11 protein-coding genes are annotated in these 11,850 nt (G+C 45.1%); 4 read left to right on the top strand and 7 right to left on the bottom strand.

What is annotated here, in order from left to right; all coding sequences use genetic code 11:
• Positions 1–66: 66 nt before the first annotated feature.
• Positions 67–579: an RNA methyltransferase gene (locus AB4493_RS03210; protein WP_372154506.1), complete on the bottom strand. Its 513-nt coding sequence runs from the start codon at positions 577–579 to the stop codon at positions 67–69.
• 275 nt (positions 580–854) lie between these two features.
• On the opposite strand from AB4493_RS03210, the gene AB4493_RS03205 reads away from it, so the two are divergent.
• Positions 855–2,516: a methyl-accepting chemotaxis protein gene (locus AB4493_RS03205; RefSeq protein ID WP_372154505.1), complete on the top strand. Its 1,662-nt coding sequence runs from the start codon at positions 855–857 to the stop codon at positions 2,514–2,516.
• Positions 2,517–2,630: 114 nt separating this feature from the next.
• Here the strand turns inward: AB4493_RS03205 and AB4493_RS03200 are convergent, their stop codons facing one another.
• Complete coding sequence (locus AB4493_RS03200; protein ID WP_017076903.1) at positions 2,631–3,500, bottom strand: LysR family transcriptional regulator; 870 nt, start codon at positions 3,498–3,500, stop codon at positions 2,631–2,633.
• 209 nt (positions 3,501–3,709) lie between these two features.
• Between AB4493_RS03200 and AB4493_RS03195 the strand changes: the two genes are divergently transcribed.
• On the top strand, positions 3,710–4,057 hold the full coding sequence (locus AB4493_RS03195) for a DUF3316 domain-containing protein (protein WP_372154504.1): 348 nt from the start codon (positions 3,710–3,712) through the stop codon (positions 4,055–4,057).
• 175 nt (positions 4,058–4,232) lie between these two features.
• On the opposite strand, the gene AB4493_RS03190 is transcribed toward AB4493_RS03195, so the two are convergent.
• Positions 4,233–5,870: a methyl-accepting chemotaxis protein gene (locus tag AB4493_RS03190; protein WP_372154503.1), complete on the bottom strand. Its 1,638-nt coding sequence runs from the start codon at positions 5,868–5,870 to the stop codon at positions 4,233–4,235.
• 259 nt (positions 5,871–6,129) lie between these two features.
• Here AB4493_RS03190 and AB4493_RS03185 point away from each other — a divergent pair, with 259 nt between their 5' ends.
• On the top strand, positions 6,130–6,555 hold the full coding sequence (locus tag AB4493_RS03185) for a DUF3010 family protein (protein WP_017061669.1): 426 nt from the start codon (positions 6,130–6,132) through the stop codon (positions 6,553–6,555).
• A gap of 103 nt (positions 6,556–6,658) precedes the next feature.
• On the opposite strand, the gene AB4493_RS03180 is transcribed toward AB4493_RS03185, so the two are convergent.
• Positions 6,659–7,558, bottom strand: a complete 900-nt coding sequence (locus AB4493_RS03180; RefSeq protein ID WP_102429238.1) for a DMT family transporter — start codon at positions 7,556–7,558, stop codon at positions 6,659–6,661.
• A gap of 124 nt (positions 7,559–7,682) precedes the next feature.
• On the opposite strand from AB4493_RS03180, the gene AB4493_RS03175 reads away from it, so the two are divergent.
• Complete coding sequence (locus AB4493_RS03175) at positions 7,683–9,110, top strand: PLP-dependent aminotransferase family protein (protein ID WP_136974141.1); 1,428 nt, start codon at positions 7,683–7,685, stop codon at positions 9,108–9,110.
• 114 nt (positions 9,111–9,224) lie between these two features.
• Here AB4493_RS03175 and AB4493_RS03170 read toward each other — a convergent pair whose 3' ends face one another.
• The 3 genes from AB4493_RS03170 to AB4493_RS03160 form a co-directional block, all read right to left on the bottom strand.
• A complete protein-coding gene (locus tag AB4493_RS03170; protein WP_017061666.1) occupies positions 9,225–9,773 on the bottom strand; it encodes a carboxymuconolactone decarboxylase family protein in 549 nt (182 codons plus the stop codon).
• 237 nt (positions 9,774–10,010) lie between these two features.
• Positions 10,011–10,580, bottom strand: a complete 570-nt coding sequence (locus tag AB4493_RS03165) for a GNAT family N-acetyltransferase (RefSeq protein ID WP_372154502.1) — start codon at positions 10,578–10,580, stop codon at positions 10,011–10,013.
• Positions 10,581–11,816 (bottom strand): MerR family transcriptional regulator, encoded by a 1,236-nt coding sequence (locus AB4493_RS03160; RefSeq protein ID WP_372154501.1) that lies wholly within the window; start codon positions 11,814–11,816, stop codon positions 10,581–10,583.
• Positions 11,817–11,850: the final 34 nt, after the last annotated feature.

The following is an 11,850-nucleotide window of genomic DNA, read 5'->3' as shown; positions in this document are numbered from 1 at the left end:
TATCTGGTGATGAACTCAAGATAATATCCGATTGCGTACGGGATAGATAACACTAGAAGCAGAGAATTACTTTTCTTTGATTAGCAGATGGTTACGGTTATCACGGCTATTCTTAATCAGTTCGTTGCTCTCATCCATTTCATCAGATTTAGCAAGACGATCGTAAAGCAGCACGTTAACTGTCGCAGCCAAGTTCATGCAGCCTACTGTTGGTACATAAACAACATGATCTGCTCTGTCGGCGACATCTTGAGAAATAGAACCGTCTTCAGGGCCAAAGATATAGATGGCATTTTCTGGGTGTTTAAAACGCGGCAGTGGTGTTGCACCCTCAGCGAGTTCTACACAAACAATTTTCGTTTCTGAATCAAGGTTATCCAAAAACGACTCGACACCCGTTAGTGGGATAGTACGCGCAGCACTCTTAGTATCGGTATGAAATTTAGCGGCTTTTTCGTAGCGTTGCCCTGTGTATTTAACTTCGTCGACTTGGTAACAACCAGCCGCGCGCATAACAGCACCAACGTTTGTCGGGCTCTTTGGGTTAGTTAAACCAATAGTCACATGGCTTTTGTTCATGAATCTTTCTCACTTAACGAATAGACATAGCAGGGTGCTACAAAGCGTCGCATTCTACCAAAGCAGCGCCAAATTCAAAAGCATCGTAACAAACCGCTCTTTTTATCATTAAGCCCCTAGTTGCAAGGCTTCTAACATCAAAAATCTAACCGCCATCATGTTTATAAAACAAAAACATTTCTGGATAACAATTCAACAACAAGTCCATTTACATTTTAAAACCACATTAATAATGTGTTGAAAATTGCATGAGATAATCACACAGGAAGCGTGACATGACCCTAACCATCAAAAACCGCCTTTATATTCTCTCTTTCATTCCGTTGCTACTTATGGCAATCGGCATGATGAGCGTGACGTATATGAAGAGCACCGAGCTAACCGCACAGCAAGTTGAATCGACGCGTAGCAATATGATGGCGATGAAAGAAAAGGAACTCAAAGCGTATCTACAAATGGCCTATTCTTCGATCAGCCCATTTTTGGATAGAGGTGCAACATTAGAAGAAGCCTTACCAACATTAAGAACATTAGAATATGGCGAGTCTGGCTATATTTTTGGTTACGACTCCAAAGGTATTCGAGTCGTTGTTGGGCAAAATAACGATGGTATTGGTAAAAACTACTACGACCTGCAAGACAAAAAAGGCAACTACCTGATTCGTGACTTGATCAAGAACTCAAAGCTTGGTGAGTTCACCACCTACTACTTTCCAAAACTTGGTCAATCAGAAGCTCTACCGAAACTGAGCTACTCGATATTCGTTCCCCAGTGGGACTTGATGCTAGGCACAGGTTTTTATACTGACGACATCGATGCTGTAATCGCAGAGATGAAAGAGAGCTCGAATGTCGCGTTACAAAGCTCATTGACGGCGATCGCTATATTCTGTGGTTTGATTGCCCTAGTAGTTGCTGCGTTTGCCGTTGCCGTCAACCGCACAATCATGCGACCACTCGAGCAGTTTGATCGTTCAATCAGCGCATTCGCGAGTGGCGAAGCCGATTTAACCGCTCGAATGGAAACATTTAAAGCGCCTGAGTTCACTAAGCTCAGCGAGAACTTCAACGCCTTCGTGGCAAGCCTTCAAACCATCATTCGCAGCGTAAGCGATGTCGGTCAGCAAGTCGTAGCCGAGACATCTAGCATGTCTTCTCGCGCTGCGCAGGTCGACGAGATTGCTACTGGGCAACGTGAAGAGACTGAACAAGTTGCAACGGCAATGACTGAAATGACCACAACGGCGCAAGAGATCTCGAGCAACGCTAGCCAAGCGGCGGATTCCGCTAAACTTGCAGAGGGCAATGCCAAAGAAGCGCAACAGATAGTAAACGCCGCTGCAGATTCGGTGGCAGGCCTAGCGAGCGAAGTATCAGAAGCCAACACTGTCGTGTCTCGTTTAGAAGGTGATGTGCAGAATATCTCCTCTTCGTTGGCGGTCATCCAAGACATTGCCGAGCAAACTAACCTACTCGCGTTGAATGCCGCGATTGAAGCTGCACGTGCAGGCGAACAAGGTCGTGGGTTTGCTGTGGTTGCCGATGAGGTTCGTAAACTGGCAAGCCGTACTCAAGAAAGCACTGGCGACATTCACAAGATGATTGAGCAACTTAAAGCTGCCTCAGATGCTGCTGTGAAAGCGATGGATTCAAGTCAAAACCGAAGTGCGCAAACCGTGGAAGAAGCGAATGCCGCAGCCAAAGCACTGGCGAAGATCCAAGCGTCGATTGATACTATCATGGACATGAACTCGCTTATTGCGACAGCCACTGAACAGCAAAATATTGTAGGACAAGAAATATCTCAACGCATCGTGGTGATTTCTGACCAAAGCTCACAATCGGCAGAACTCGCGAATCAAAACCGTACAGGTAGCCAAAACCTCAACAGTCGTGCAAATGAGCTGTATCACTTGGTGGATCGCTTCACCGTCTAATACATTTTCGGTCTAGTAAGCCGTAATCAAACGATAATTAATCCTAAAACACGTCGGGCTTCAGAATCTCTATTCTGAAGCCCGTTTTTATCGGTGGAGGTTTTAAGCCATACACTAATCCAATTGCTCAGAAAGGAAGTCCACCAGCAGGCGAACCTTTGAAGATAAGTTGCGGTTCTGAGGATAAAGCGCCCAGATCCCTTCTTTGTCGTCTCGATAATCGGATAACACTTCGACCAACTCTCCCGACTCTAGATCTTCACTCACGTAATATTCTGGCAGTTGAACCAAGCCAATGCTCTGTTTAGCGGCGTCCAATAAGGCTAAGCCACTGTTACACCTAATTCGTCCATTAACACGAACCGAGCGAGGGCGTTTATTCTCTTTGAAGCGCCAATGTTCAAAGCCACCGACCAAACATTGATGGTGACTCAATTCAGAGAGCGTATGCGGCTCACCATAGCGTTCAATGTATTCAGGGCTTGCACATACATAAAGCTGTCGCTGCGATAACTTCTTTGCGACCAAGCTTGAATCTTCTAAGCGGCCAAGACGAATCGCAACATCAACACCCGAATCGATAAGATCGAGCTTTTGATTGGTCAGCATCAGCTCAAGCTCTACTTGCGGGTGAAGCTTTAAGAATTGATGCAGTATTGGGGCGAGTTGGCGCTCACCATAAGTCACAGGCGCGGTGACTTTCAGTAAGCCTTTGGGTGTGGATTGCATCTGCGTGACCGCAAGCTCAGCAATTTCTAAACCTTCGACCAACAACTTACATTGTTGGTAATAGAGTTGCCCAGCCTCTGTAAGAGACACCTTTCGAGTCGTTCGATTGAGCAGTTTCACTGCGAGTCGTTCTTCGAGGTTTGCTACTCTACGACTGATTTGAGCCACCGACGTAGCGAGCTTCTGCGCCGCACCAGTAAAGCTTTCACGCTCTGCCACTGCAACAAACTCACTTACCCCTTCCCAATTGGCCATGCCTTTACCTTATGCTGAACTTTGGTTACCCATACAGTGTATTGAAGTTAGATATCAGTGTCACCTTGCTTGATATGCGCTGTACATTAATCTTCGGCACCTATAGTCATTCCCTTACAGAACCATATTTTTGTCCTAACATTAACCTCATCCCCTATTGCTAGGGTGAGAATCTCTAAAACACTGGTACAACAAAGTAAGGTATCCCTTTGAAGAAGTTAATCATACTTGCATCAACTCTTGTACTCAGCACCACTGCGTTTGCAGCAACTAAAACAACAATTCAAGAAACAACGCTAAAATCTGACACATATGCTAGTGAAGTCGAAGCATACGATGCAGGCACCAACCTTATGGATGAGTTACGCGCAAAAACACCTCTTGAGCTTTCAAGAGAACTGCCACAGTTCCAACAGACAACCAAATACGATTCGTTCAAGATTGATGATGCAAATATGGAAGTGAAAAAGATCACTAACATGAACGGCGACATCCACTACCAAGCGAACGTAAAAGTGGACTACCGTTACACATACAAAGACGGTCTTAGCAGCTAACACTGAGAGATTGATCAGGTCTAAAAACTGATCACCTAGTCAAAAGACTGATCACCTAGTCAAAAAGAAAGCCCGCACTCATAGAGTGCGGGCTTTTTTGTCGTTCACCGCTGATTAATGGGACTCAATACGAGCAACCATTATCAGCTCATATTCGTCTGTCTAATTTTGAAAATTACACTTCAAACTGAGACACAAGGCTATCTAGCGCTTCACACTGTTCAGCCAATGCCATACATGCATTTTCTGCGCTGCTTGCCATCTCAACCATTTGCATGGTGCTTTCAGCGATGCGTTGAACATTCTTATTCACTTCTTCAGACACTTGAGACTGTTGCGAAGCCGCCGTAGCAATTTGTGTGTTCATGTCATTCATCTTGCCAATTGAGTTACGAATCTCACTCAATGAAGATGCTGCAGTTCCTGCTTGAACAATGGTTTTCTCGCCACTCACTTTGCTTTCAGTCATCACACCAACCGCGTGTTTAGCACCCACTTCTAAGCGTTCAATCATTGATTGGATTTCGCCAGTGCTGTCTTGAGTTTTACTCGCAAGCGCTCGAACTTCATCAGCCACAACCGCAAAGCCACGGCCTTGTTCACCCGCTCGTGCCGCTTCAATAGCCGCATTCAAAGCAAGTAGGTTGGTTTGCTCTGCAATGCCTTTGATCACACCAAGGATTGAGGCAATGTTCTTCACGTCTGTGTCCAGCTCTTGAACAACACCGCCCGCGTTCTCGATATCTTGCGCAAGGCGTTCAATCGAAGTAACAGTTAAGCCAAGCGTAGTATCGGCCGATTCCACTTCATGGTTTGCAACGTTACTTGCGGTTGCCGCATCTAATGCGTTACCACTCACCACTTCACTGGTTGCTTGCATTTCATGAACTGCAGCCGCGACCACTTCACTTTCTCGCTGTTGATTAGACGAGAATTCAGCAACACTTTGCGTGAGTGATTTGATGTTTTCCATCTCGCCACGTACTGCGTTCGATGTGAGAATAACTTGCTCCACGGTGACATGGATCTTGCCAACAAACTGGTTGAAAGCAGAACTCAAACGAGCGATCTCGTCATTACCTTCGACCTCCATACGTTGAGACAAGTTACCGTCGCCCGATGCGATCTCATTCATCGCTTTCTCTACGTTCTGGATTGGCTGAACGATAAAGCGATTCGATAACCACATAGCAAAAAGCGCGGCAAAAACAGCAACTGCCATATCCACTTCAATGATCAACTTGCTTGATTCAATAGAGTCATCGGCTTGCTGGCGAAGCTCTTTCTGTTTCAATTCGATCAGAGTTCGGATATCGCGCAATTGAGTACGAATGATCGCAAACTCTGCGTCAAGCGCTGGTGAGTAATCAATATTGTATTGGTCTGCGTTTGCCGGATCAGCGAACATTGGCTCGTGCAGTGCCACCCACTTGCTCATCGCGTTAACAAGCTTTGATAACTCGCCACGTGAAGATGGATCCAACACGCCCGCTTGATACAAGGTTTCGACACTTTCAAAACGAGGAACCGCTTTGTAAGCGTTGTCTTTAAATTCAAATTTTTGGTACTCAATCGCCGCTTGGTCTTTCGAGAGTAATAGACCTTGAGCAGAAGCGATAACTTGATAAATGTCACGATACCCATCTTCCAAATTGTCTAACACGGGCTGAACCACATTATTGAGCTCATTATTAATCGCAGCTTGAGCATTTGATCTGATAACGTTGAGCACAGTAACGGTAGAAAAAACAATCACAATCACCAACAGCGGGATCGCGATTTTACTCTTAATCGAAAGATTATTGATATTCATTGGGATTAATAACCACACTTCAAATAGGGGTGCGCGCGCAATATACAGCACACATATAAAATCCCGCTAAGCTTTTGTGAGCTTCATCTCATAGAAAACGATACCGTAAATTCGTGTGATGTTTTTTCAATCAAAGGTTAACTTTCGGCGACTAAAATACTCTCTGATTTAGACTTATTTGCTGCTGATACGCGCAAATACTGGAGAAGTGTTAGAAATAACACCATAATGTAGGGCTCTAAAATAAGTAGGTAAGAACATGAAAATTTGTGGTGTTGAAATCAAAGGTAACGATGCAGTCATCTGTCTTCTTTCTCTGTCAGACGGCGTATTTAACATTCCTGATTGCCGAGTTTCTAAGGTTGCGATTAGCGACGCAAACGACACACAGAATATGAAAGACTTTCAATTCTCTTTTGCAAAGTTAATGGAAGATTACCAAGTAGAAAAAGTTGTAATTCGCCAACGTCAGACTAAAGGCAAATTTGCTGGCGGTGGTTTCGGCTTCAAACTTGAAGCAGCAATTCAGCTAATCGACGGCCTAGATGTAACCGTTGTGTCTCCAGCTGAAATCAAAGAAAGCCTTAAGCGCAACCCTCTTATGATGAAGTTCAAAGAGACCGGCCTTAAGCAATACCAAGAAGCACCGTTTACAACGGCTTACGCTTGTTTGATGAAACGCTAATCAAAAGTCGCTAGCCAATATTTTATATAGAAAGAGCCTGAATATTCAGGCTCTTTTTTGTTTCTAGTCATCGATTTTTAGTAGGATGAGTTTGGTATACAAACTACCGCTCTAACACTGTTCGCCTACGAGCCTTAATTAACTCAGGCTTTTTCACCACCAAATAAACCGCCGCAGCAGACAAAGCAAAGCCCATCGCGCCATACATGTCGAACGACTCACCGAAAATAAGCCACGCTTGGATTGCTGTCGTCGGTGGCACCAAGTAAAAGACCGAAGCCACACTTGAAGATGCACCGTGCTCTACCATGTAAAGCAACAATAGGATGGCAACACAAGACAGAACGACCACCAGCCAAATTAGAGTCAACGTGAATTCTATCGTCCAGTTTACTTGCATAGTTTCGTAACGCATTGCGAACGGCAGAAACAACGCGGCAGAAGCCAAATATTGCACCATCGCACCGCCGACCATATCTGTCCCCTGACAGAAGCGCTTCTGATACAAAGTGCCGCAGGTAATACCCACCAATGAAACCAAACACAATAACGTTGCCAAGCCTTTTTGGTCGTCTGACTGCCATTCAATATTGCCCATCAACACCAAACTAATACCCGCAAAACCAAGCGCTAACCCCAACCACTGTGCAAAATTAAAACGCTGAGAAGTACAGCTGATCATAATCAATGCGGTAAGAATCGGTTGTAAGCCAACAAGTAGAGAACTCAACCCGGCGGGCATACCTATATCAATCGCCAGATAGGTGCCACCAAGGTAGAAACCATGAATCAAGATGCCAACCACACTTGCGTGGAAGAATGCTCGACCACGAGGAATACGACGCTTAAGGATTGCAATCAAAACCAAGAACAGCGCCACGTTGGCTACCATCCTCAATGAAAGTAATGTTGCGGGTTCCGCGTATTCCACACCAAGACGTGCGCCGACAAAACCTGACGACCACAATATTACAAACACAAACGGAATCATTTTAATCAGCATTACAAACCTCTGGTCAACTCTTCATCAATGCTGTTACCTTAGTTGGGTACAGATAACTAATAAAGATACAGATATAACACTTTGAATGGTTACAGATTGAGAGTGAGCAACGAGGGAGAAAAACGTGGAAGCAGAACTCAGCGGCAATAAATACCTTGCTACCGAACAACATATTAAGGCTCAGATCGATAAGGGGCTCTTTCATCCAGACGATCGCCTTCCCTCGATCCGCCAGTTAAGCGAACAGCTTGGCGTAAGCAAAAATACCGTAATTCGCGCCTATCAAGAACTGGAAGCCACAGGCTGGGTTTATTCAGTACCTAAATCTGGCTATCGCGTGAAAGCACCGAACACCACCAGCTGGGATGCATCAAGCCAACCTCAAAAAGTCGATCTGTTGTCTGTCACCAAATCGGTACTCTCTCGTCCAAAAGGTCGCCTGAAACTGTTGGCAGGCTCCGCGCACCCGAACATCAACAATCCTGCGATTCGTAGCTTGTATGCCGAGATTGGCCGTCACAGTCGATTACAAACTCAGCTTCCCGGTTATTACCAATTACCCCCCGGCGACGAGCAATTAGTAAAGCAATTGTTAAAGATCACTCATGATCTTGGTGTGCCTGCGGGATCGAAAGAGATTGCAATTACTCATGGTGCTCAACAGGCGATCAGTCTAGCTTTGCGTGCGCTCACCAAGCCCGGCGACATCGTGGCGGTCGAGTCGCCCTGTTATTTCGGTAATCTACTTTTACTTGAATCGCTTGGCTTACAAGCCCTTGAAATACCAAGCAGCGTTAGCCACGGTATTGACATTCCTTCGCTACAAAGTGCACTGGATAAATGGGAAGTGAAAACCTTACTGCTAACACCAAACTTTACCAACCCAACCGGCTCAAGAATGCCATTGGCGAATCGAAAAGCATTACTGGAGATCACCGGATGTTTGCCAATTATCGAAGACGATGTGTTCGGTAGCTTGGCATTCGATACACCAATCGCTAGCCTCAAAGAGCTTGATGACCAAGATAGAGTCATCTACGTCAATTCATTGTCTAAAACCTTAGACTCACGCTTGCGAATCGGCTGGTTACTATCGGGTCGCTACCAACCTTTAGTCGAAAAGTACCTTTTATGCGACAACATGGGCAGCTCAAACCTGATGCAATCCGCGGTGGGGCAATTCCTCACTACCGGTAAATATCGCAGCCACTTATCCAAAATGAAACGGCTCTACCAAACCAACCAAAAGCAATTCCAAAGCCTGTTAATACAAGCACTAGATAGCCACCCACACCTTGTCGGGCAATACCACCTATCAAAACCGGAAGGCTCTTTTTTAAACTGGATAACACTGCCTGAATCGGTCGATAGCTACGCGGTCTATCAAGACTGTTTAAAGCATAAGTTGGGGATTTTACCCGGAACAGTATTTGGCACCAACGACCAATATAAACACTGCTTGCGCTTTACTGTTGCCAACATTGAAGAGAGCAAAGAGTGGAAAGAAGGGGTTGTGACACTAGCGAAGATAATCGCTAAGCACGTGCGTTAGGTTACCTTTCTAATTACCATTTAGACCAAAACAACAAAGCCCCATTCAACTGAGTGGGGCTTTCATCATTATCATATCTTGAGTTGCTTAAATACGATGGTTAGTTAAATACGATTACCCTTGCCAAGCGAACTGTTCAAAAACTTTGTCGACTGGCGTTTTAGCAACGTGGTTTACGTAATTACTGATCACTTTCTGAGACAGGCCAAGAATCACTTCTAGCACTTGTTGCTGACCGTAGCCCGCTTCGAAAAATGCTGCCATTTCACTTTCAGGCACATTGCCGCGGTTACGTACCATGCTCAGCGTAAAATCATGCAGGGCTTGCAGCTTTTCAGTGGGTAAAGCTGTGCGATTACGCAGTGCTTCGGTGATTGCAGGATCAACCTTCATTGAATGTGCAATGCCAGTGTGTGCAGGAACGCAGTAGTGGCATTCGTGTTCAACGTTGATGGTTTGCCAAACAACCGTTAGCTCTTCAGCATCGAAAGATGAGTCACTAAACGCCTGATGAAGCTGAGTGTAAGCCTTAAGTGTGTTTGGAGATTCAGCCAACACACCAAACAAGCCCGGCACTCTGCCCATCTGCTTTTTAGCGCCCTCAAGAATAGGTTGGCTTTGCTCTGGCGCGGATTCTACTGAGTGAATTTTGAAGTTGCTCATTGCTCTATCCCTATCAATTTTCGGTTCTAAAGTTATTCAATCACGGAGCAATTAATGAATGTTCTCCGTTGGTGTAAAAACAATATAGATCAAACAAGAACGATCGTTCAAGTGTTATCTTGAACAGTTGTTCAACTTATACATTGAAGCCAGAAGAATGTCTTCGTTCATAACAAGAAAGCCCAACAGGCAAACACCTGATGGGCTTTCTCTTTTTCTCAATTTTTTTGCAAGCGGCTACCAATATTCTGCGTGGGCCAAGCCTTTAACACAGCTCGACTTGCCACTTGTTACTTTAATTTCACCACCAGTCAACGATTGAGCCAACCAACAGTGAGAGAAACTCAATTCAAAGGGCGCAGGGACTTGCTCAACGGTAATTTGCTCAAAGCCCACTTTTGAATAGTAGTTAGGATCACCGTACGTCACTGCAAGCTCAATACCCTGCTCTTTTAGGAGCTGCAAACCGGAGTTAATCAGGCGCTGACCAATACCACGCTTTTGCACCTGAGTGCTCACCGCGACTGGCGAAAGCAAATATGCCTTGGTTTCATCGTCAAATGAAAGCGACGTAAAGATAATCGAGCCTACAATCGTACTATCCGCATCCGACTCACTAGAATCATCTTCAACAACAAAGCAAAATAGCTCTGTCGGAGCTGTGGTCGTTAAAAGATCGTTGGCAAGCTCACCCAAAGTTTTACCTTCGTTCTCACCTTCTGAATCCGTAAAGGTTTGAGTGAAAACTTGAGTGATCGTTTCGATTTCATTTGAATTATATTGCCTAAATTTCATGGTGTTACTCATTTACTTTAATTTCTTGAGCACAAAGAACTGATAATCAAAATCACGTTGTTCAGAACCTTTCGAAGGCTGTTGATCCAAGCCGTTCTTTGATGTGTTGCTATCGAAAAATTGTTTAACTTCATTGTAGCAATCGACGAGCGCTTTTGAGTTCGGCATCGTTGCTTTAAGCGCTTCTATTCGCTTTTGAAAGGGCTGGTAATACGCAAGCCAACCAGCGTCACTCATTGCAAAGTGATCCAAAACTTCATAACCCGCTGCTTTTGCCTGTTTAATACGCTCGGAAACCGTCGTCATGTCCGGGTACTCTTTCTGCCAGAACGCTTTGCTCGATTCGTTAGGTTGTTCGGTATTCCACACCAAATCATTAACGACCAATATGCCGTCATCACTGAGTAAATTTCGCCACTGCTTTAGCGCCTTTTCAACACCCATGATGTAAGCGCTGCCTTCCGACCAAATTAGGTCAAACGACTTAGCTTCAAACGGCAGATCCATCATGCTCGCGCATACGGTTTTGACGTTGCTTTCTAAGCCAAGAACCTGTGCTTGCTGAGTCAGAACATCTAAACTCGGTTGATCATTATCTACCGCCGTTATTTGCACATCCACTTGATGTTCTACTAAGGCTTTCGCTAACACAGAGGTGGCAATACCTTTACCACAACCGATCTCAAGCACACGTTTAGGAGAAACCGAAACGTGTACCAACGCCGCTAAAGTATCTTCCGCTGTTCCTGGCCCTAAACGCTGTAAACCCTCAAAGATCACCTCAAAATCCGCCATGTACTGGTCATGATCGTTCATGTCTTTTGAAAGCCATTTCAGTCGCAGTGCTTGCTTCTCATCAAAGCCTTGCTTAATGAGCCAATCGAGATGCGCATCAGGCGCCACCTTGTCCATCGATTCATGCCAATCTTGCAAACCACTCTCGCCTAACAAGGCCGATAAAAGATCTCTCGAACGCTGTTTCTGAGCGATCTCTTCGTCCAATTGTTCGAGTCGGTTTTGTAACAAGGAGCGGTCAACCTTGGCATCCAAACACGCCTGACACTCTTTCAACGTCAGTCCACCCGCTTGTAACTGCTGCAACAATTTCACACGCTGCAAGTCGCGTTCGGAATAACTTCGATAACCATTATTGGTGCGTTGAGCTTCTATCAAACCCAACTTTCCATAGTACAAAAGCGTTGAACGGCTCAGGCCAACGAGCTCCGCTAATTCAGATATGCGATACATCCACTTCTCCCTCATTTCAGTAGTAAAGATAAAC

This window comes from Vibrio sp. 10N.222.55.A1, assembly GCF_041473835.1.
GTDB classification, from domain to species: Bacteria; Pseudomonadota; Gammaproteobacteria; order Enterobacterales; family Vibrionaceae; genus Vibrio; species Vibrio crassostreae_C.
The sequence above is the reverse complement of the archived record's forward strand: the minus strand, read 5'-3'. Positions and strand labels throughout refer to the sequence as shown.

What these genes read in the sequence shown, in the direction of transcription:
- AB4493_RS03210 (WP_372154506.1), bottom strand. Translation starts at nt 579, where the DNA reads ATGAACAAAAGCCATGTGACTATTGGTTTAACTAACCCAAAGAGCCCG.
- AB4493_RS03180 (WP_102429238.1), bottom strand. Translation starts at nt 7,558, where the DNA reads ATGCTGATTAAAATGATTCCGTTTGTGTTTGTAATATTGTGGTCGTCA.
- AB4493_RS03190 (WP_372154503.1), bottom strand. Translation starts at nt 5,870, where the DNA reads ATGAATATCAATAATCTTTCGATTAAGAGTAAAATCGCGATCCCGCTG.
- AB4493_RS03170 (WP_017061666.1), bottom strand. Translation starts at nt 9,773, where the DNA reads ATGAGCAACTTCAAAATTCACTCAGTAGAATCCGCGCCAGAGCAAAGC.
- AB4493_RS03160 (WP_372154501.1), bottom strand. Translation starts at nt 11,816, where the DNA reads ATGTATCGCATATCTGAATTAGCGGAGCTCGTTGGCCTGAGCCGTTCA.
- AB4493_RS03205 (WP_372154505.1), top strand. Translation starts at nt 855, where the DNA reads ATGACCCTAACCATCAAAAACCGCCTTTATATTCTCTCTTTCATTCCG.
- AB4493_RS03200 (WP_017076903.1), bottom strand. Translation starts at nt 3,500, where the DNA reads ATGGCCAATTGGGAAGGGGTAAGTGAGTTTGTTGCAGTGGCAGAGCGT.
- AB4493_RS03185 (WP_017061669.1), top strand. Translation starts at nt 6,130, where the DNA reads ATGAAAATTTGTGGTGTTGAAATCAAAGGTAACGATGCAGTCATCTGT.
- AB4493_RS03165 (WP_372154502.1), bottom strand. Translation starts at nt 10,580, where the DNA reads ATGAGTAACACCATGAAATTTAGGCAATATAATTCAAATGAAATCGAA.